Source organism: Rhizobium sp. CF142 (genome assembly GCF_000281145.1).
Classification (GTDB): domain Bacteria; phylum Pseudomonadota; class Alphaproteobacteria; order Rhizobiales; family Rhizobiaceae; genus Rhizobium.
The window spans coordinates 1-19,731 of the sequence record NZ_AJWE01000006.1 but is presented as its reverse complement, the minus strand read 5'-3'; the positions used below and the strand labels follow the sequence as shown (position 1 = coordinate 19,731).

Sequence of the window (19,731 nt, the reverse complement as noted above, 5' to 3'; positions counted from 1 at the left end):
CAAACGAAAACGGCCGGGCATCAAGCCCGGCCGTTTCCTTTAGGGTGAGCACCCGATCCGCCATCCTGTCACAGATTTCGAACCGGGCGCTCTGCGCTTCCATTGCCCCCAGAAGCGCGATCCTTATTCCCGCTCGCCCGTGAAGTTGAGCAGAAGCTGGAAGATGTTGACGAAGTTCAGGTAGAGCGAGAGCGCGCCGAAGACGGCCAGCTTCTGGTTCGATTCCTGATCGTAGTTTTCCGAATACTGTTCCTTGATGCTCTGCGTGTCGTAGGCGGTTAGACCGACGAAGACGACGATGCCGATCACCGAGATGGCGAATTGCAGGGCGGACGAACCCAGGAAGATGTTGACGATACCGGCGATGATGATGCCGAACAGGCCCATCATCAGGAACGAACCCATCTTCGAGAGGTCACGCTTCGTCGTGTAGCCATAGAGGCTGATTGCGCCGAACATGGCAGCAGTGATGAAGAAGGTCTGCGCGATGCTCGTCTTGGTGAAGACCAGGAAGACGGAGGCGAGCGACAGGCCCATCACGGCGCAGAAGGCCCAGAAGGTCATCTGTGCGGTGCTCGACGACATCGACTGGATGCGGAACGAGAAGAAGAACACGAAGGCGAGCGGTGCCAGCATCACCACCCACTTGAGCGGCGTCTGGAAAATCGGCACGTAGAGCGCCGGGGTCGAGCCGACGATGAAGGCAACGATGCCGGTGATGACGAGGCCGAGCGCCATGTAATTATAGACGCGCAGCATGTGCTGGCGCAGGCCTTCATCAAAAAGAGCCTGTGTCTGGGCGCCGGAGCCGTAACCATAACGGGGATTGATCGGGTTCATAAACTGATCTCCTCGGTTGAACTAGTAGAGCGATCGGGCCAGCCGTTCGGCTGCCTGATCGAGATTGGTGCCGCTGTTGTCGGCGATAAGCGCGTAAGCAACGTCGCCGATCTGCCAGTAGGCGGCTTCTGTCTTTTCAAGGGCAACGTGGCTGACCGGCTTCACCTCGAAGGCGCCCGGCCGCACCGCAAAGAGCGACAGGCGCTTGCCGTCGGTCTCCTCGATTGCCATTTCGACGCTCGGGCCAAAATCCGACGGGAAGATTTGCACATCGGCAACCTTCCAGTCCTTTGGCAGTTCGGGCATCACGATTGCGGTCGCAGCGCGGATTTCCTCTGCGCTGTAGGCCGGCGCCGTCTGCGACGGGATGGTTTCACGAAGCGCTGCCGTGCGATAGGCGCGCACTGCATCCTCGACATAGGCCGGTGCTGGAACAGAAGCTGCGACTTCCGTTGCCGTAAAGGCGCCGAAGGAATTATGCGCCACCCAGCCGGCGGCAAGCAGAACACCGACAGCAGCGATGCGCTGCACCGAATGCAGGATGCGACCATAGGAAAGACCGCGTTCCAGCTTTCGGGCGGCATCGCGCGTTTCGGGGCGGCCAAAGGCGCTTTCGCCGGCCAGCGCCAGGCGCAACTCGCCCTTCATGCTGAGATCGGCCATGACCTTGGCGGCGATCGCCGGATTCTCCGACAGATAGGATTCCACCTGGATACGCCGTGCAACATCGAGCTCGCCGTCTACATAGGCGTCGAGATCGGCATCGATGATTGGATCAATCGCCTTCATTGCCGTTCCCTCCAACTAATTTCAGATGCGCAATGCGCGGCATCTTCTCTTCGAACTCGCGCAACTGGGCGCGAGCGCGAGAAATACGCGACATCAGCGTGCCGACAGGAATGCCGAGCGCATTGGCCGCTTCCTGATAGGACAGATCCTCGATCGCCACGAGATGCAGCGCTTCACGCTGCTCTTCCGGCAGATCGAAAAAGGCGTTGCGCACCTGCTGCAGGCGCACCGCATGCTCCTGTCCGGCCGGCAGCGACTGCTCCGCCTCGACCGCCGCCTCGTCATGGCGGCGCGTCAGCGAGCGGGTCTGCCGCACGCGGTCGATATGCGCGTTGTGCAGAATGGAAAGCAGCCAAGTGCGCAGGTTTCCGCCGCTGCGGAAGCTCTTGCGCTTCTCGAAGGCCCGGACCAGCGCGTCATGCACAAGATCCTCCGCCTCGTCCGAATTGCGCACCAGCGAGCGCGCGTAGCGACGAAGCGCTGCGAGCTGACCGATGACATCGAAGGGGCGTTCTTTCCGTTCCATGATTGAGTATACGAAAGCATCGCAGATTTTATTCCGAGGCGACGCAGATTTTTTTGTATAGGCCGGAAAGGGAGTGCCGGTTTTCGGGCAACGTCAAAAACCTCCGCCATTTGCCATGGCGGAGGTGGTGTCTCGCAGCCTTAATACAAGGGATCAACCGTTAGGCATGATACCCCGGGGTCAGCCCTTGGGCATGATCCCCGGCTGGTCGGAAGGGAATTTCGCAATGTCCTGGACGCTGACATTGAGATGTTGGGCAACGAGGGCGGCCGGCGTATGCGTGAGCCACGAAGAGAGCCCGACTTCCTGATATTCGGCGACCTTGAAGACGGCGACGAATTGCAGATCGGTCTTGCCAGTATTCTCAATGATATGGCCCTGGCTGCGTTTGACATAACCAATATCGCCGGGTCGGAAATCGGCGGTCTGGCTGCGCGGGCCGGCGTCGAACACCGTCATGCGGCCTTCGCCCTTGATCCAGTACTGCCATTCGTCGGCATTCGGATGCCAGTGCATTTCACGCACGCCACCCGGCTTGATCGTCTCGATCGCCGCAGCGATCGTCTTGGAGACCTTGAAGATGCTGCTGTCGGCAAGCTGGATCGTGCCCGACGCATTCTGCTTCAGCGGTGCCGATGCCGTCAGCCGGTAGGTGAAAGGGTAGGGCGGCAGGCCAGCAGAAGCAACGGCTTCCTGGTCAGCCGAAAGCGGACCTGGTTCCTTGCCCTGGAAGATCCAGAGATCCTGCAACGGGATGTTCTTGAAAATGTCCTGCGGCACGCCGAAGTTCTTGGCAAGCAGCTCCGGCGACGTATGTGCCAGCCAGTCGGTCAGGAGCAGCGTGCCGTATTCGGATTGGTCGCCCTCGTCGAAGACGAGGACGAATTCGGCGCCCTCGGGCCCAAGGCCCTGCAGTGAATGCGGGAAACCGGCTGGAAAATACCAGAGATCACCTGCCTCGACGTCCTGCACATAGGGGCGGCCCTGCGGATCAAGCACGGTCACCCGGCAGCGGCCATTGGTCATGATCGCCCATTCGGAAGCCCGGTGCCAGTGCATCTCGCGGATGCCGCCGGGACCAAGGCGCATGTTGACGCCGGAGACCGCTTCGGAAATTGCAAAATCGGCCTTCGTCACCTGCCGTGCCCAGCCACCGTTCTGGATGCGCTTGGGCGCATTGTTGAATGATCCCCAGAAGAGCTGCATGTCGCCGACATCAGTTGCCGGCGGATTGCCGAATGAAGGAAACTGGTCGTTGATGGCAGGGTTCTTCGGGCCGGGATCGGAAAGGCCGGCTGGATTGGCGTTGATCGCACCCTCGGCCGGCTGGTCGGGATTGCCGAAACTCGCCGCGCGCGCAGCACCAGCCGCAAGTGCCGTTCCGCCCATCGCTCCGAGGGCAAGGACCGTGCGTCTAGAGAGAGGTTCCATTGTTTTACTCCTTTCGTGTCGATTGGGTGGATTATTCCGCCGGGGCATCTGCGCCGGCGATGGCGGGTCGTTTGCGGCTGACGAATTCGCTCAGCTTTTCCAGGTAGAGGTAGACGACCGGAGTGGTGTAAAGCGTCATCACCTGGCTGATGAGCAGACCGCCGACCATGGCGTAGCCGAGTGGCTGGCGCAGTTCCGAGCCGGTGCCGTGGCCGAGCATCAGCGGCAGGCCGGCAAGAAGTGCCGCCGCTGTCGTCATGATGATCGGGCGGAAGCGCAGGAGACAAGCCTGACGGATTGCGTCTTCCGGCGACAGTCCCTGCTCGCGCTGGGCGGCGATGGCGAAGTCGACGATCATGATGCCGTTCTTCTTGACGATGCCGATCAGCAGGATCACGCCGATCAGCGCGATCACGGTAAAGTCGAAGCCGAAGGCCCAGAGCATGGCGAGAGCACCGAGGCCCGCGGAGGGGAGCGTCGACAGGATCGTCAGCGGGTGGAAATAGCTCTCGTAGAGTACGCCGAGGATCAGATAGATCACGGCAATCGCTGCAAGCACCAGCAGCGGTTCGCTTGAGAGCGAGCTCTGATAGGCCTGAGCGTTGCCCTGGAACGTGCCGATGACGGTTGCCGGCTTGCCGAGATCGGCTTCAGCCTTGCTGATCGCGGCAACCGCCTGGCTGAGTGCGGTCCCCTTTGCAAGGTTGAAGGAGAGTGTAACGGCCGGAAACTGGCTCTGGTGGTTGACGGCAAGCACGGCCGTCGGTTCCGTCGTCTGCTTGACGAGCTGGTTTAAGGGAACCTGCTCGCCGGTCAGCGGCGATTTGATGTAGAGGCCGTTGATCGCCAGCGGCGACTTCTGGAACTGCGGCGCAAGCTCGAGAACCACATGGTAGCTGTTCAGGTCGGTGAAATACTGGGTGACCTGGCGCTGGCCGAAAGCATCGTTAAGCGTATCGTCGATCATCTGTGGCGCGATGCCGAAGCGCGATGCCTGGTCACGGTCGATTGTAAGCGTCACGGTGGCGCCGCTATTCTGCTGGTCGGTGGCGACATCGGTCAGCTCCGGCAGCGTCTTGAATGTGGCGAGCAGCTTGGCTGCCCAGTCGTCCAACTCGTCGGCATTGCCGTCCTGCAGCGTATATTGGAACTGCGTGGCCGAGGCGCGGCCGCCGACATTGATATCCTGCGCCGGCTGCAGGAAGAGTTCTGCACCCTGCATCTGCGCGAGTTTCGGACGAAGCCGGTTGATGATTTCGCTTGCCGAGGCATCGCGCTGGTCTTCAGGCTTTAGCGTGATGAACATGCGGCCGTTATTGACGGTCTGGCCCGCTCCGCTGCCGACGGCCATGCCGACGGTCGCAACCCCGGGATCGCTGGCAACGATATTGCCTGCCTCGAGCTGGTGGCGCGACATTTCAGCGAAGGAAATATCCTGCGCGGCTTCGAGTGTACCGGTGATCAGGCCGGTGTCCTGGATCGGGAAGAAGCCCTTGGGAATATTGACGAACAGGAAGCCGGTTGCCGCAAGCGAAGCGATGAAGACTGTCATGGTCAGCCGGTGATGGCGCAGCGCGATATCGAGCGTGTAGCGGTAGGCGGCAAGAAGCCCGTCGAACGCCTTCTCGCTCATTGCATAAAGCCTGCTATGGTTGGCGTCTTTTTCCGGCTTCAGGAAGCGTGAGCTCATCATCGGTGTGATGGTCAACGAAACAATCGCTGAGACGACGATCGTCATCGTCACTGTGATTGCGAACTCCCGGAATAGCCGGCCGACAATGCCGCCCATCAGGAGCAGCGGAATGAAGACGGCGACGAGCGAGATACTGATCGAAATGATGGTGAAGCCGATTTCGCGCGCGCCATCGATTGCCGCCTGTTTCGGCGTTTTATCCATTTCCATATGACGATGGATGTTCTCCACCATCACGATCGCATCGTCGACGACGAAACCGACGGCGATGCTCAAGCCCATCAGTGAGAGGTTGTCGAGGCTGAAGCCAGCGACATACATCAGCGCCAAGGTTGCGAGAAGCGCCAGTGGCACGGTTACGCTCGGGATCACCGTTACCCAGACATTGCGCAGGAAGATGAAGATCACCATGACGACAAGGGCGATGGTGATGACAAGCGTCGTTTCGACATCTGCCACCGAGGCGCGGATGGTGGTCGTCCGGTCGCTGAGGATGGAGATGTGGAGTGCCGCTGGTGCGATCGCTTGCAACTGCGGCAGGGCAGCGCGGATCGCGCCGACCGTATCGATGATATTGGCGCCCGGAAGCTTGAAGATCGGCAGGAGGATAGCCCTCTTGCCATCGGCCCAGGCCGCCAACTGATCGTTTTCCGGTCCGTCGATCGCCTGGCCGATATCGCTGATGCGGACCGGAGCGCCGTCGCGATAAGCGACGATCGAAGCGTTCCAGGGCGCGGCCTTCAGGAGCTGGTCATTGTCGTAGATCGTATAAGTGTGTTCCGCACCCTGCACGCTGCCTTTCGGCGCGTTGCTGGTGATGGATGTCACCGCACTGCGGATATCCTCAAGGGAAAGTCCCATCTCGGCGATCTTGCCGGGATCGATCTGCAGGCGCACGGCCGGCTTCTGCTGTCCGAAGATCAGAACCTGCGAAACGCCGTCGATCTGGCTGACATGCTGCGCGAGTACGCTTTCGGCAAAATCGTCGACTTGCGTCAGCGGCAGGGTATCTGAAGTGAGCGCAAGAACCATGACCGGTGGATCGGCGGGATTGACCTTACGATAGGTCGGCGGCGAGGGCAGGTCCGTCGGCAATTGTCCTCCGGCTGCGTTGATTGCGGTCTGCACGTCCTGGGCGGCGCTGTCGACGTCGCGCGACAGATCGAATTGCAGAGTGATCGCGCTCGAGCCGAGCGTACTCGTCGAGGTCATCTGGGTGACGCCGGGGATCTGCCCGAACTGCCGCTCCAGCGGCTGGGTTACCGCCGATGCCATCGTCTTCGGATCGGCGCCGGGGAGCTGTGTCGAGACCTGGATCGTTGGAAAATCGACTTGTGGCAGAGGTGCCACCGGCAGGAGAGGGTAGGCGACGATACCGATGCCGAAAAGGCCTGCCATCATTAGCGAGGCGGCGATCGGCCGCTCGATGAACCAGGAGGAGATCGACATGGCCTATTCCTTGCTGGCGGCTTGCGTGGCGGCCGCCTGTTGAATGCTGACATGAGTGCCGACATCCAGCCGATACTGGCCCGACGTGACGACCTGTTCGTTGCCGGAAAGGCCCTTTTCGATGACGGCGCGGCCGCTCTCGATCGGCCCGGGGGTGACCTTGCGCACGGCAGCCGTGCCGGCGGCATCGATAACGTAGACGAAGAAGCCGTCCTCTCCCCGCTCAAGTGCTGCGGAAGGAATGGTCACGGCCTTCTGGAGCGTCTGCTGCTTGACCCTCAGCGTCACGAATTGACCAGGCCAGAGCGCATCATCCTTGTTCTCAAAAATCGATTTAATGCGGATCGTGCCGCTTGCCTGATCGATTTCGTTGTCGATGAGCGAGAGCGTGCCTGACGCAAGCTGCTGCGACTGGTCCATCGACATCGCCGTCACCGCGACCGGGCCGGCCTTCAGCGCGTTGCGCACTGCATCGAGATCGTCCTCACGCAGCGTGGAGATGACAGTGATTGGCTGCGTCTGGGTGACGGTGACGATCGGGGTCGTATCGGTCGTCTGGACTTCGTTGCCGGGATCGACCCGACGTATACCCGTGCGGCCGTCGATCGGTGAGCGGATCTCGGTATAAGAGAGCGACACGTCAGCGGCCTCCTTGGCGGCCTGATCCTGCGCAAGCTGTGCCTGTGCACTTGCCACCATGCTTTGCTGCTGCTCGACGGTTTCCTGCGTGACGATCTGCTGCTGGCCCAGTTTCTGGTCCTTGCCGAGCAGATATTGGGCGTTGGCGAGATCGGCCTGGTCCTGCTTGATCTTGGCGGCAGCCTGATCGTCGGCTGCCTGGAAAGGGCGCGGGTCGATGATGGCGAGCACATCGCCCTTCTTGACGGCCTGTCCCTCGACAAACATCACGCTCTGGAGCTCTCCGTCGACACGCGTCGTGATATTGACCGTATAGTTCGCCTGCACCGTGCCAAGGCCGTCGAGATAGACAGGCACGTCGGTAACGGCAGGCGTCGCGACCTCGACTGGCACCGCCGGCGTGCTAGGCTCCGGTGCGGCAATGGTCGGCTCCGTCCCTGCAAACCAGAAGGCTGCGGCCGAACCGCCCGCAATGGCGAGAATGGCGGCAGCAGCGAGGATCGCCGGTTTCGGGCGACGACGGGGTTCAATCACGGTACGGATGGATGTCACTGCCGGCTCCATAGACTAAAGGTTGAATTATGCTGCAACGGCCGCCGGCATCGGGCGGCCTCCGTATCTGTCTCCTGAATTGACGGGCTGGTGCCGAAGCCGGGGGTCAGACTGCCGATTATCTGCAGCCTGACCGGCGCTTCTGTGTCCTGCCGATCAATTCTGTGGGAGAAGGCTACGTCCGGGCGGGCATCGGCGCATCTATACGCAGGTCTAGTCGCCGTTCCCCATAGGTATACGCTCCCGCATCCGGGTAGCCGGCGGCGCGCAGAACGACCGGCGCGAAAAGCATTCGCACCGGCTCACTGCACCTGTTCGACACATTGAAGACGAAGAGGCCGGCGGTCTCGCTCAAGGGAAAGAACCTGGTCTTCGCCGAGCCGACGTTGATTGCCGAGATCGAGTTTCGCGGCTGGATGCATGACGGGAGCCTGCGTCATGCGTCCTACAAGGGACTGCACGAAAGTACGGCACAACGCCGCTGTCTTCGACCTGTCCGACGGGCTGCCGTGACAATGGGTCGAGATCGGCCCCCCTCGATCCGCAGGCTCGGACCTGTTACTCAGCCACTCATGATCGCCTCGACCTACCAGCTTTTTCTTTTTGACTTTGACGGCACGCTGGCCGACAGCGGCGCCTGGATGGTCGGCGCGCTCCGTCAGATGGCCGATCGTCACCGGTTCAGGAAGCCCACCGATTCCGAGATCGATTATCTTCGCGGTCTTTCCAATCGCGAAATCCTCAAATGGCTGGGGATCCCAGGTTGGCGGCTACCCTTCATCGCGCGCGACATGCGCAAACTCGCCGGCACTGCAACCGTCGAGCTCTTCCCGAGCACGGAGAAACTCCTTTCGGAACTCGCCGCGCAGGGTGTCTCGCTCGCGATCGTCAGCTCGAACAGCCGCGTCAACATCGAGCGCGCCCTCGGTCCGTCGGCCGGCCTGTTCACGCATTTCGAATGCGGTGCCTCTCTCTTCGGCAAGGGCAAACGGATCAGACGTGTGTTGCGAGCGACCGGCCGAGCGCCAGCCGAGGCCATCGTCGTTGGCGACGAGGTGAGAGACGTCGAGGCAGCGGCCAGCCAGGGTGTGGCGTCAGCGGCGGTGACCTGGGAATACGCTCGGCGCGAGGCGCTCGAAGCCGCTTCTCCGACGCATCTGGTCGAGACGGCAGATGATCTTGTCCGCCTCGCTCGGGCAAAGGGTCAGTCGCAATCCTAGCAGGGGAAATCGAGGCTGGCGCGGCACTTACGAGTTGTTGCGCAACTCAGCGCGCGGGCCGACGGCCCGCAAGACAAGGGGAGGGCTATAGCGATCTACCACATGAGCATGAAGCCGATCGCCCGCAGGGGCGGCCGCAGCGCCGTCGCCTCGGCTGCCTGCCGTCAAGCTCTGCCTTTTTCAGAGCAAGCTCGACGGTGAAGGCAAAGACCTCGCCGAGCCGCGGCCGGCAGGAGGCAAGCCTAATTTCCGCATCGTTCAGCCGGTTGCGATAGCTCACCCGTTCGACTTCCATGCCGCCTTGTGCATCGATCGCGGGACGGCTGAAGGCACGATCATTCGCGGCGCAACAGACAGAGGTTGGCCTGGGCCGCGCGGCCCTCAATCGCATATTGGCATGCGCACGCCCGAAATCTGTCCGCTGCAGCGCCGCGACAGCATAGCCAACAGCGTCGAAGATCGGAATCCGTCCATGCCGCGATCGATGTACCAAGGCTTATTCGAAGGAATATCGAGCGTCGCCCGGTCAGCCGGCTGAGGCCGGGTGTGCGTCGGCGGCCGGCGGGTTCTTGCGGAAATCGGGATGCAGCGGTCCGAAGGGCATGGCGCCCATGCAGGCGACAAGCGCGAGGCCGGCGATCGCAGAACAGAAGGACAGGACGAAGATATCGGCATAGGCAAGCACGCTTGCCTGCGCATGGATATCAGCCGCAACTGCGGAGAGGGCTTCAAGACTCCCGCGATGGCTTGTCCCCAACAGCGTCTCGAGCTTAGCCAGTACGCCGTGAAGATTGCTCGACGATCCCGAGATCGGCCCCGTCAGGATATTGGAATGGTACTGCTCGCGTTGTCGGAACCAGGTGTTCAAGAGGCTCAGGGCCAGTTCGACGCTACCGAGCCGGATCACCTGGATATAGGCGGATACGGCCGTCGAGCGTTTCGGGTCGGAATTTGCGATCAGGTAGACGACGGTTGCGAAGAAGGCGGAGGATTGCCCGGCCGTATGGAGGAGCACGACCGGCAGGAAGTTAAAGGGCGCCCATGTAATGGAGAGGTTCGATCCCCAGAGAGAGCCGAGCGCCATCGCCGATAACCCCATCATGATGCAAAGGCGCGCATCGATCCGGCGCAGCAGGAAGATCGCAAATGCGATGAACAGAAAGACCGGAATGACCGCGCCGAAGATATAGAGTTGAGATATGGCGATCGGCCGCAATCCGACGACTGTCTGTAGGAAGCCCGGAATGGAAATCGAGGCGCCGGAACTTGCAAAGGTAAAGGCGATGATGATCGCATAGCCGATACCGATATTGCGCGACAGGATCACGCTCGCATGCGCCCAGGGATTGGCGACGATACTCTCATTGATGAGGAAGCCGATGAAGAGAATCGTGCCGCCTGCCAGCAGCGAGGTGACGATGCCGGAATTGAACCAGTCCAGCCTGTTGCCCTGATCGAGACCGACATAAATCATCGTCATCGAGCATCCGAGCAGCATCATGCCGCCCCAGTCGGCATCCTTGAGCAGGCTTGAATTGATCTCTTCTTTGGGAGCACCGATGATGAGGAGAAGGGCGATGATCGGCGTGACGATCACATCCTGCCAATAGGCCCACTGCCAGCCGAGATAATCATCATAGATGCCGACGAGCACGAAGCCGAGATTCTGCGATAGCGGAACGCGAAGCGCGTAGATCGAAAGGCCGATCAGCCAGTATTTCATGTCGAGATTGCGGAAGATCACCATGATGGTGGCCGGAATGAAGACGCCGAGCAGAAGGGCTCGCGCCGCGTGCAGCGCAAAGAGTGCGCCGCCGTCATGGACCATGGGAATAATGAGCGAAATGCAGGCATAGACCAATGTCGTCGGGATCATCACCCGGCGCACACCGAAAACGGTGGCAAGCCAGGCGACCGCCGATGAAATGAGGATTTGCGGTGCGTTGGCGACGGTACTGAGCCATGAGGCTTCGTCGAAGCCAAGCGAATAGGCGCCACGGAGATCGGGCAGGCCGACAGCAAAGACGCGCGTATCGAAGCCTACCACGAAGGAGGCGAGCAATAGGGCCGCGACGATAAGAAACGGATGGCTGGTCGTCGTGCCGCTGGTCAGCGGACCAAAGGCGCGTGGAGCCGCGCTCATTGGTCCAGGTCCGGCTTGGTATCCACCGTGACGACGGCCGACATTCCGGGCTTCAGCCGATCAACCAGCGGCTGGCCGGGATCGAAGACGATCTTGACCGGGATGCGCTGGACGACCTTGGTATAGTTTCCGGTCGCATTGTCGGGCGGCAGCAGCGCGAAGATCGAGCCGCTTGCCGGAGACAGGCCGATGACCTTGCCGTGCAGCGACTGGCCGGGGAAAGTGTCGATGGTAATCTCCGCAGCTCGCCCCGGCGTGATCCGGGAAAGCTGTGTCTCCTTGAAGTTCGCGGTGATATAGACGTTCGGAAGCGGCACTTCCGACACGAGGCTGGTGCCGGCCGCGACAAAATCGCCTTCATGGACGAGCCTGCGGCCAATGACGCCATCGAAAGGCGCGTAGATGCGGGCATAGCCCTGGTGGATCAGGGCGGTATCGAGCGATGCCTGGGCGGCATTCACCTGCGCCTGCAGCAGCGGGGATTGTCCGTTGAGAACGTTCAGCTGGGCCTTTTGCTGCGCGATCGAGGCTGCCGTCGATTTGACCGAAGCCTGGGCCTGCAGATAGGCGGCCTGCGCCTGCTGCAGCAGCTGTTGCGAGGTCGCGCCGCCAAGGCTGGTCTGGCGGTGGAACTCCTGTTCGGTCTGGGTCTGCTGTGCCAGGGCCGATGCGTTCTGCGCTTCAGCCACTTGCACGACGGCCTTTTGTAATTCGATCTGGTTTGCGAGATTGGCAAGCGATGCGTTTGCGGCTGCAAGATTGGCCTTCGAGGCGGCGACCGCGGCGTCATATTCCCGCGGATCGATTTCGGCGAGCAACTGGCCCTTCGTCACCGCCTGATAGTCGGTGACCGGGGTGCTCTGGACGATGCCGCTGATCTGGGCGCTCAGCGTCGAGACATCGGCGCTGACCACGGCATCGTCCGTCGATTGATGCGATGCGCCCGCCACCCAACGGTTCCAGTCGACGCTCACGATGGCCACTCCGGCGCCCACGAGCGTGATGGCGAGAAGGGGAATGGCAAGCCGTCTCAACGACACCACCGCTCCCGGGGAGGGCGCAGCCGGCGCGGCGGGAGCTTCCGGCGGCGGCAAGCGCGCTGGCTCGGATGGGCTAAGGCTGGTGACGGTGATCTGCTTGGCCATGCGCGCCTCACTTCTTGCTGTGGTCAGCGGAAACCTTTGCGCGGACGCGAACCGGGGCCGGGACGAAGGAGACGTGGCCGGTGCCATGGACCTGTAGCCAGTAGCCAAGCGCCATGAAAACCGCGCCGCCGATGAGGTTGCCGAGCGTGACCCAGATGAGATTGTGGACGGCGGCAGCAAGCGTGATGTTTGCGGGATGCTCGCCCATCAGCGCCATCGAGAAGGTGAACATGTTGGCGACGCTGTGTTCGTAGCCGGCGGCCACGAAGATCGTAATAGGCCAGAAGATCAGCATAATCTTGGCAGCGGCATTTTCCGTGCGTCCAGCCATCCAGATGGCGAGGCAAACAAGCCAGTTGCAGAGAATACCGCGGGCAAGAAGCTCCAGCGATCCTGCCGACATCTTGGCCGAGACAATCGAAAAGAACGTCTGGCTTCCGTCTCCGAGAAGCACACCGCCGCCGGCCAGATGGAAGAGGCCGGCGAGCACCACGGCGCCGATCAGGTTGCCGATCCAGGCCGCGATCCAGACAAGCAGCATATCGGCAACACGGCTGCGCCGCGTCAGAACGGCAAGCGGCATATACATCGCCGTTCCTGTGAAGAGCTCGCTGCCGGCAAAGACGACGATTGTCAGGGCAGAGGAGAAGACCACCCCCATGACGAGATGCGCCCAGGCCGGATCGGCATGAGCGCCGGCGGTAAACATGATGATATCGCCGAAACCGATATAGGCGCCGGCCATGGCCGCCCCGATCAGGAAGGCAGGAAAGTGGCTACGGACCTCTTCGGCTTTCTCTTCGCCGGACTGGGCAAAGTGATCAATCGAATCCTGATACATGACAGTACCTCGTCTCTCTGATGATCGAACCGGGCTTCGTCCCGGACGCTCGAGAAGGTAGTCGCGCAAGCCGCATTGCTGAATCATACCTACGTCTAGGCTGCCTCCGGGCAGGCCGGATATGTGTAGTCAGGCTCATAACCTGAATGCCGCAGCTTCAGATCCTGTCCCCTCCCGAACGAGGTGGACAAGACGCTCGGACCGCAAATAGCGAGGGTCGGCGCGATCGGTAATCACGAGACGGCCCCGCAGATCGGCAGGAGAGAGCCGGGAGGCCTCGTCGATCTGGGTTTCGACCCCTGAAGGACGCATATATGGCGTCCCATCCGATTCGGTTTTGGTCAACAATCGAGCCATCTCACCCCCTTGCTCCAGCGCAGCAGCGGTTTGCGAGCGGCCATGAGGTGCGTTCGTCCAATTAATCGCGCTAAAGCGGGATACCCGGAAAGGGATTTCCCGAATTTTTCACTTTTTTTCTTTTCTCGGCTACTGACACGTTGGCCGACGATGTACTGGGCGGTCCTCCAGTTGGCTTCTACGACCATTCTCAACCCCACATGCTGGACAGTGGCACCGCGGCCAGCTTGTCGCCGAACGGCACAACATCTGTATTATCGTATAGGACGACGCCGAAGGCGAAACGATCTCCGCAGGCCTCTGCAAGTGCGCGGAGCCCTCCGAAATCGCCCGCCTTGACCGTGGCGCTGGCCTTGACCTCGATGCCAGCGATCATCCCGTCGTCACGTTCCAGTACGATGTCGACCTCGCGCATGTCCCGATCTCGGAAATGATATGGTGTCAACCGCAGGTCCGACGCCGTCATTAGCTTCAGAACTTCGGAAAACACGAAGCTCTCCAGCAGCGCGCCGAATGTTCCGCGATCCGCCTTCACTCGCTCGAAGGTGAGCCCGCGCACACTGGCCAACAGACCTGAATCGAGGAAATGCAGCTTGGGCGTCTTGACGATACGCTTCAGCGTATTGGTGAACCAAGGCTGTACCGTTGCGACCAGGAACACCTGTTCGAGCAGTCCGACATAACGCTGCCCAGTCTTGTGACTGACGTTGATGCTGCCACCAAACTGCGAATAGTTGACCAATTGGCTTGTATGTTCGGCTAATAGCCGCACGAACTTCGGCAACTCGGTCAGCTTCTCCACATCGGCAATGTCCGGGAGATCTCGCGTCAGGATAGAAGTCAGATAGGACCGTGCCCAATCTTGCCGTCGTCGTTCGCTGTTGCGGCTGATCGCTTCGGGGAATCCCCCGAGCAGAACGAGTTGGACCAAGTCGTCTCCGATGATAGAGTTCCGCGGGCTCTTTAGATTCCCGTCGAAAAGGTGCTTCAGAAAGGACGGCGTCCGGCCTTCGATCTCGGCCCTTGCCAGCGGCAGCATTCGGATGGTCTCCATTCGCCCCGCCAGGCTGTCCGCAATCCGCGGTAAAGTCAGCACATTTGCCGACCCGGTAAGCAGAAACCTGCCCGGACGATAGTCCTCATCGACTGTCTTCTTGATCGCCAGCAGCAGGTCTGGCGCACGCTGGATCTCGTCGATGATGGCGCGATCCAGGCCGCGAATGAAGCCGGCAGGATCGGATTGGGCGGCTTCGAGAACCGTCTGATCGTCGAGGGTGATATAGGTTCGGCCGGCTTCTCCCATCTTTCGGACAAGTGTTGTCTTGCCGGCTCGGCGCGGTCCTACGATGAGGGCGACCGGAGTATCCGAAAGGGCTTCCTCCGCCCGCTGCTCTACAAACCTCTCGAACATGTCTTCCTCGAATCTCGGACGATTGGAACTATCGTTCTCGGCTGATTGGAAGTCAATGGCTCGCTAATTGGAACTTGCAAGGGGCAATCTGGAAGGAGGAATGCTTCCGAACGACGGTTGCCGCGCACCTCCGCAGCGGAGAGACCAACACCGCCCTGGTGCCGCGCACGATCTCCAGCTCTTCGACAGCGGGCACGACAGCCTCGATGAATGGCTGCGCCGCCGGGCGCGGGCCAATCAGGTTAGCGGCGTATCGCGAACCTATGTGGTTTGCGAGGACGATCGTGTCGTCGGTTATTATTGCCTGTCATCGGGAGCGCTCGTAGTTGTTGACGCGCCGGGAGCAGTCCGGCGCAACATGCCCCATCCTCTTCCCATAGCGGTGCTTGGCCGTCTGGCCATCGATCGCAACTGGCAGGGAAAAGGCATCGGAGCCGCGCTGTTGCAAGACGCCGTTCTGCGCACCGAACAGGCAGCCCACATCATGGGTATTCGAGGCCTTCTGGTTCACGCGATATCCGACGAAGCCAAGGCCTTCTATGAGCATTATGGATTTGCGGCCTCGCCCTCGAATCCCATGACCCTGGTGTTGTCGTTGAAAGCTCGATAGGGAACGTGTGTCTGAAATGGAGCGTGCCCGCCTACGCGCGTGATGCGGTGCTGATGGCTCGCCTGGCCGAACGGTTTCCGAGCGAAATTCCTAAGGTCTTGGCAGCAAACCAAGACATCGGCGCTGCGCGGTTGCGATGGATGATCGTGCAATGCTGAAAAAAGAGGCCGCCTCCGAATACGGAAGGCGGCCATTTGCGGATCCTCGGGCAATCCGTGCTTCGGGCGGAGGGGAGGGACACCGGGAAGCCTTAACCGAGATTTCTATCGCCTGTCAGGAGGAGGCTTCAGGCGATGGGAAGAACGATACGCCCATCTCGAAGCGGGGGGAACTAAACTTACGTATTGGCCCGCCTAGACCAGCGCGCGATTTCATCCGGTCCGGCCGCACCCCTATTCTTTTCGTCGATCGGCGAGCCCTCGTCGACGATGTCAGGCAGCGCCCGCGGTCAGCTCCCATGAACTGCGCTGCCGACAGCAACCTTCAACTTCGAACAGGATCCATCATGAAAACCAGTCTTCTTACCCTCCTCACAGCCGGCATGCTGGCCGCCCCTGTCGTTGCAAACGCCGCCCAGGCCGATGTCGGCAAGCTGGATTGCGACGTTTCCAAGGGCATCGGTGTCATCGTCGGCTCCAAGCAGGATCTCGACTGCACCTACACGCCGAGCGCTTCCGGCGATGCTGGCCAGCACTATGTCGGCACGATCACCGATTTCGGCCTTGATGTCGGTACCGTGGAGAAGGGCCGGATGGTCTGGCTCGTCTTCAACGCCACGCGCGAACCGGTTGCCGGCCTGGAGGGCAATTATGCCGGTGTCACGGCCGATGCCAGCGTCGGTATCGGCGGCGGCGCCAATGTGCTGGTCGGCGGAACAAGCAAGACCGTCTCGCTGCAGCCGGTTTCGCTTGAAGGCGATGTCGGCGTCAATCTGGCCGTCGGCGTCACGGCGCTGAAGCTGCAGCTGGCAGATTGAGCCTGCCGGGGACCGGCTTGACAGCGCAATTCCGGTCAGCCGGTCCCGGATTTTCTCTAAGTTTTGAGAGGCGAGGCGAAATCATCGCTTTTCCACCATTGCACAGCTGATCAATTGTCGACAGATCGCGTTCGGCGGTTGTTTATGACGGTTCCGTGACAGAGTATGTCCCCCGCTGATTTGCAAGGGGAACATGGAATATGAAAGAGAAGAAGCGGGTCTACGAGGCTCTCGTAGACGGCGCAATGGATGGGCTTGTGGGCGATGCGCTTTATGATTTCGTCCGCAAGCGCTGTCCGAAAGCCTCCAGCAAGAAGATCGTTCGCGCCTCGCTGCTGGCGCTCAGCGATCCTCATCTAAAGGACCGCAATATCCTCGATGTCATCTATGCGCTGGCGATCAAGCACCGGCTGGATGACACAACCGTCGAGGACGAGCATGACGAGGAGGCCGAGGAACAGAAGAAGCCCTCCGACGCGGTCATCAAGGACTAAACTCCGATTTCCTGATATTGCGAGGACGAGAAAGCCCTCGATCCGAGGCACCGGCCTCGTCAGGCGGCGCTATCCGAAAGTTCTTCGAGGATTGGGCAGTCGGGACGGTCATTGCCGTGGCAGGCATGAACGAGATGCTCGAGTGTGTGTCGCAACTCCGTCAGCTCGCGGATCTTCCGGTCAATCTCCGAAAGTTTTGCCTCGGCGATCCCCTTGACGTCGGCGCTTGCCCGGCTTTTGTCCTCGTAAAGCGCCAGCAACTGACGGCACTCCTCGACCGAAAAGCCGAGGCCGCGCGAACGCTGCAGAAAGCGCAGCTTGTGTACGTCCGAGGCCGCATAGTCGCGGTAGCCGTTTCCGCCCCGGTCAGGACGGATCAGGCCGATATCCTCATAGTAGCGGATGGTCTTTGAAGGCAGGCCGGACCGTTCCGAGGCTTCGCCGATATTCATCGCTTGATTCCTTTACAGCTTTTCGACCCTCAGTCTCAGCGCATTGCCAATGACGGAGACAGAGGAGAGGCTCATTGCGGCCGCTGCAATCATCGGCGAGAGCAGCAGGCCGAAGATTGGGTAGAGTACACCGGCTGCCACCGGAATGCCGAGCGCGTTATAGCCGAAGGCGAAGCCGAGGTTCTGGCGGATGTTGCGCATCGTCGCCTCAGCCAGCCGTCTTGCGCGAACGATCCCGTTGAGATCGCCCTTCACCAGTGTAATGCCTGCGCTTTCCATCGCAACATCGGCACCCGTGCCCATGGCGATGCCGACATCGGCGGCTGCCAGCGCCGGTGCATCATTGACCCCATCACCAGCCATGGCAATGACGGCGCCCTTTGCTTTCAGTTCATCGACGAGCGCCTTCTTGCCCTCGGGCAGCACGTCCGCGCGTACCTCGTCGATCCCGAGGCTTTTCGCCACGGCACGAGCCGTGCGCTCATTGTCGCCGGTCGCCATGATGATCTTCAGGCCGCTGTCATGCAGCGCCTTGATGGTGGCCGCCGTCGTTGGTTTGATGCGGTCGGCGACGGCGACGAGGCCGGCCAAAGTACCGTCGAGGACGACGAACATGACGGTCTTGCCTTCGCCGCGGAGCGCTTCGGTCTGGTCCGAAAGCGCTGCCGGATCGATGCCGAGATCGGCAAGCAGGGCGGCATTGCCGAGCGCGACGGATGTGCCGCCGACCGTGCCCATTACGCCCTTGCCGGTCTTTGCCTCGAAACCTGTGACCTCCTGAAAGGTGATGCCGCGTTCTTCGGCCCCTGAGACGATGGCTTCTGCAAGCGGGTGCTCAGAACCGCGTTCCAGGCTTGCGGCAAGCGCCAGCAGATGTTTTTCATCAACGCTGCCCAAAGCCACAACGTCCGTCAGCTTGGGTTTGCCTTCGGTCAACGTGCCGGTCTTGTCGACGATCAATGTGTCGACCTTGGAAAAACGCTCCAGCGCTTCCGCATCCTTGATCAGGACACCTTCCTGCGCACCGCGTCCGGTGGCGATCATGATCGACATCGGCGTTGCGAGGCCGAGTGCGCAGGGGCAGGCGATGATCAGAACGGCGACGGCGGCGAGCAACCCATTGGCCAGGCGCGGCTCCGGCCCGACAAAGGACCAGACGAGGAAGGCTGCGATGGCGGCGGCAACGACGGCCGGAACGAAGATCGCCGACACACGGTCGACGGCGCCCTGAATCGGCGCGCGCGAACGCTGCGCCTTGGCCACCATATCGACGATGCGCGAAAGTGTCGTATCGGCACCGACCTTTTCGGCAGTCATGATCAATGCGCCGTTCTTGTTCATCGTGCCGCCGGTCAGCGCGTCACCCTTGGCTTTTTCAACCGGAAGCGGTTCACCCGTGATCATCGATTCATCCACGGTCGACTGCCCTTCGGTGACGGAGCCATCGACCGGTACGCGTTCGCCGGGGCGCACGCGCAGCCGGTCGCCGGTCTGGATCTCATCGACAGGCACGTCGCGCTCACTGCCGTCGGCATCGATGCGGCGCGCAGTCTTTGGCGCAAGATCGAGCAGGGCGCGAATTGCAGAGCCGGTACGCTCGCGGGCTTTCAATTCCAGCACCTGCCCGACGAAGACGAGCGCCACGATGACGGCAGCCGCCTCGAAATAGACGGGGACAGAGCCGCTATGACCTCGGAAACTGTGCGGGAAGAGGCCCGGGGCCAAAGTCGCCACGACGCTGTAGAGATAGGCCGTGCCGACGCCGAGGCCGATCAGCGTCCACATGTTGGGGCTGCGGTTGACGACCGATGCCCATGCCCTACGAAAGAAAGGAAGGGCCGCCCAGAGGATGACGGGTGTCGCCAGCAACAGTTCGACATAGCTCGCCAGCGGCTCGCCGAGCGCTTCACGCGGCCAGGACAGGCCAAGCATCGGGCCCATGGTAAGGATCAGGAGCGGAATTGAAAGAACGGCGCTGACCCACAGGCGCCGGATAAAATCCACGAGTTCCGGGTTCGGGCCCTCGTCTTCAGGCGGAATGCCCATCGGTTCCAGCGCCATGCCGCATTTCGGGCAGTCGCCGGGATGGTCGCTGACGACTTCGGGATGCATCGGGCAGGTGTAGAGCGTGCCCTTCGGCATGGCGGCTGCCGTTGGCTTTTT

The 19,731-nt window shown here is 61.1% G+C and carries 16 protein-coding genes and 2 pseudogenes; 6 read left to right on the top strand and 12 right to left on the bottom strand.

The window, feature by feature from the left end:
• Positions 1-123: 123 nt before the first annotated feature.
• From PMI11_RS00335 to PMI11_RS00310, 6 genes are all read right to left on the bottom strand, one after another.
• Positions 124-840 (bottom strand): Bax inhibitor-1/YccA family protein, encoded by a 717-nt coding sequence (locus tag PMI11_RS00335; RefSeq protein ID WP_007812066.1) that lies wholly within the window; start codon positions 838-840, stop codon positions 124-126.
• Positions 841-861: 21 nt separating this feature from the next.
• On the bottom strand, positions 862-1,629 hold the full coding sequence (locus tag PMI11_RS00330) for an anti-sigma factor family protein (RefSeq protein ID WP_007812064.1): 768 nt from the start codon (positions 1,627-1,629) through the stop codon (positions 862-864).
• Complete coding sequence (locus PMI11_RS00325; RefSeq protein ID WP_007812063.1) at positions 1,616-2,155, bottom strand: sigma-70 family RNA polymerase sigma factor; 540 nt, start codon at positions 2,153-2,155, stop codon at positions 1,616-1,618. Before PMI11_RS00325 ends, PMI11_RS00330 begins: the two co-directional genes overlap by 14 nt.
• A gap of 180 nt (positions 2,156-2,335) precedes the next feature.
• A complete protein-coding gene (locus PMI11_RS00320) occupies positions 2,336-3,586 on the bottom strand; it encodes an oxalate decarboxylase family bicupin (protein ID WP_007812059.1) in 1,251 nt (416 codons plus the stop codon).
• Between the two features lie 31 nt (positions 3,587-3,617).
• Positions 3,618-6,728: an efflux RND transporter permease subunit gene (locus PMI11_RS00315; RefSeq protein ID WP_007812057.1), complete on the bottom strand. Its 3,111-nt coding sequence runs from the start codon at positions 6,726-6,728 to the stop codon at positions 3,618-3,620.
• Positions 6,729-6,731: 3 nt separating this feature from the next.
• Positions 6,732-7,919, bottom strand: a complete 1,188-nt coding sequence (locus tag PMI11_RS00310; RefSeq protein WP_007812055.1) for an efflux RND transporter periplasmic adaptor subunit — start codon at positions 7,917-7,919, stop codon at positions 6,732-6,734.
• A 317-nt stretch (positions 7,920-8,236) separates the two neighbouring features.
• On the opposite strand from PMI11_RS00310, the pseudogene PMI11_RS37895 reads away from it, so the two are divergent.
• The 3 genes and pseudogenes from PMI11_RS37895 to PMI11_RS37165 form a co-directional block, all read left to right on the top strand.
• A pseudogene (locus PMI11_RS37895) lies at positions 8,237-8,432 on the top strand (ATP-dependent DNA ligase); the annotation flags it as partial.
• Between the two features lie 2 nt (positions 8,433-8,434).
• On the top strand, positions 8,435-9,139 hold the full coding sequence (locus PMI11_RS00305) for an HAD hydrolase-like protein (protein ID WP_348257787.1): 705 nt from the start codon (positions 8,435-8,437) through the stop codon (positions 9,137-9,139).
• 320 nt (positions 9,140-9,459) lie between these two features.
• Positions 9,460-9,582 (top strand): annotated as a pseudogene (locus PMI11_RS37165) (IS5/IS1182 family transposase); the annotation flags it as partial.
• A gap of 83 nt (positions 9,583-9,665) precedes the next feature.
• Here the strand turns inward: PMI11_RS37165 and PMI11_RS00300 are convergent.
• The 4 genes from PMI11_RS00300 to PMI11_RS00285 form a co-directional block, all read right to left on the bottom strand.
• A complete protein-coding gene (locus tag PMI11_RS00300; RefSeq protein ID WP_007812051.1) occupies positions 9,666-11,282 on the bottom strand; it encodes an MFS transporter in 1,617 nt (538 codons plus the stop codon).
• Entirely contained in the window at positions 11,279-12,427 is a 1,149-nt protein-coding gene (locus PMI11_RS00295) for an HlyD family secretion protein (protein ID WP_007812049.1), read from the bottom strand. Before PMI11_RS00295 ends, PMI11_RS00300 begins: the two co-directional genes overlap by 4 nt.
• 7 nt (positions 12,428-12,434) lie before the next feature.
• Entirely contained in the window at positions 12,435-13,268 is an 834-nt protein-coding gene (locus PMI11_RS00290) for a formate/nitrite transporter family protein (protein WP_007812047.1), read from the bottom strand.
• Positions 13,269-13,815: 547 nt separating this feature from the next.
• Complete coding sequence (locus PMI11_RS00285) at positions 13,816-15,036, bottom strand: ATP-binding protein (RefSeq protein WP_007812046.1); 1,221 nt, start codon at positions 15,034-15,036, stop codon at positions 13,816-13,818.
• A 100-nt stretch (positions 15,037-15,136) separates the two neighbouring features.
• Here PMI11_RS00285 and PMI11_RS36195 point away from each other — a divergent pair, with 100 nt between their 5' ends.
• The 3 genes from PMI11_RS36195 (at position 15,137) to PMI11_RS00270 (ending at position 17,116) form a co-directional block, all read left to right on the top strand.
• Positions 15,137-15,646 carry a GNAT family N-acetyltransferase gene (locus PMI11_RS36195; RefSeq protein WP_081493197.1) on the top strand — a complete coding sequence of 170 codons (510 nt, stop codon included), beginning with the start codon at positions 15,137-15,139 and terminating at the stop codon, positions 15,644-15,646.
• Between the two features lie 505 nt (positions 15,647-16,151).
• Positions 16,152-16,622 carry a DUF992 domain-containing protein gene (locus tag PMI11_RS00275; RefSeq protein ID WP_007812040.1) on the top strand — a complete coding sequence of 157 codons (471 nt, stop codon included), beginning with the start codon at positions 16,152-16,154 and terminating at the stop codon, positions 16,620-16,622.
• Positions 16,623-16,822: 200 nt separating this feature from the next.
• Complete coding sequence (locus tag PMI11_RS00270) at positions 16,823-17,116, top strand: hypothetical protein (RefSeq protein WP_007812039.1); 294 nt, start codon at positions 16,823-16,825, stop codon at positions 17,114-17,116.
• A 59-nt stretch (positions 17,117-17,175) separates the two neighbouring features.
• Here the strand turns inward: PMI11_RS00270 and cueR are convergent, their stop codons facing one another.
• Complete coding sequence (gene cueR / locus PMI11_RS00265; protein ID WP_007812037.1) at positions 17,176-17,568, bottom strand: Cu(I)-responsive transcriptional regulator; 393 nt, start codon at positions 17,566-17,568, stop codon at positions 17,176-17,178.
• Between the two features lie 12 nt (positions 17,569-17,580).
• Positions 17,581-19,731, bottom strand: a 2,151-nt coding sequence (locus PMI11_RS00260; protein WP_007812035.1) for a copper-transporting P-type ATPase, incomplete at its 5' end; no start/stop codon positions are given.

Excerpts from the sequence above, each read along its gene's own strand:
- PMI11_RS00335 (WP_007812066.1), bottom strand. The coding sequence starts at position 840 with ATGAACCCGATCAATCCCCGTTATGGTTACGGCTCCGGCGCCCAGACA.
- PMI11_RS00330 (WP_007812064.1), bottom strand. The coding sequence starts at position 1,629 with ATGAAGGCGATTGATCCAATCATCGATGCCGATCTCGACGCCTATGTA.
- PMI11_RS00325 (WP_007812063.1), bottom strand. The coding sequence starts at position 2,155 with ATGGAACGGAAAGAACGCCCCTTCGATGTCATCGGTCAGCTCGCAGCG.
- PMI11_RS00320 (WP_007812059.1), bottom strand. The coding sequence starts at position 3,586 with ATGGAACCTCTCTCTAGACGCACGGTCCTTGCCCTCGGAGCGATGGGC.
- PMI11_RS00315 (WP_007812057.1), bottom strand. The coding sequence starts at position 6,728 with ATGTCGATCTCCTCCTGGTTCATCGAGCGGCCGATCGCCGCCTCGCTA.
- PMI11_RS00305 (WP_348257787.1), top strand. The coding sequence starts at position 8,435 with ATGGGTCGAGATCGGCCCCCCTCGATCCGCAGGCTCGGACCTGTTACT.
- PMI11_RS00300 (WP_007812051.1), bottom strand. The coding sequence starts at position 11,282 with ATGAGCGCGGCTCCACGCGCCTTTGGTCCGCTGACCAGCGGCACGACG.
- PMI11_RS00295 (WP_007812049.1), bottom strand. The coding sequence starts at position 12,427 with ATGGCCAAGCAGATCACCGTCACCAGCCTTAGCCCATCCGAGCCAGCG.
- PMI11_RS00290 (WP_007812047.1), bottom strand. The coding sequence starts at position 13,268 with ATGTATCAGGATTCGATTGATCACTTTGCCCAGTCCGGCGAAGAGAAA.
- PMI11_RS00285 (WP_007812046.1), bottom strand. The coding sequence starts at position 15,036 with ATGTTCGAGAGGTTTGTAGAGCAGCGGGCGGAGGAAGCCCTTTCGGAT.
- PMI11_RS36195 (WP_081493197.1), top strand. The coding sequence starts at position 15,137 with ATGCTTCCGAACGACGGTTGCCGCGCACCTCCGCAGCGGAGAGACCAA.
- PMI11_RS00275 (WP_007812040.1), top strand. The coding sequence starts at position 16,152 with ATGAAAACCAGTCTTCTTACCCTCCTCACAGCCGGCATGCTGGCCGCC.
- PMI11_RS00270 (WP_007812039.1), top strand. The coding sequence starts at position 16,823 with ATGAAAGAGAAGAAGCGGGTCTACGAGGCTCTCGTAGACGGCGCAATG.
- cueR (WP_007812037.1), bottom strand. The coding sequence starts at position 17,568 with ATGAATATCGGCGAAGCCTCGGAACGGTCCGGCCTGCCTTCAAAGACC.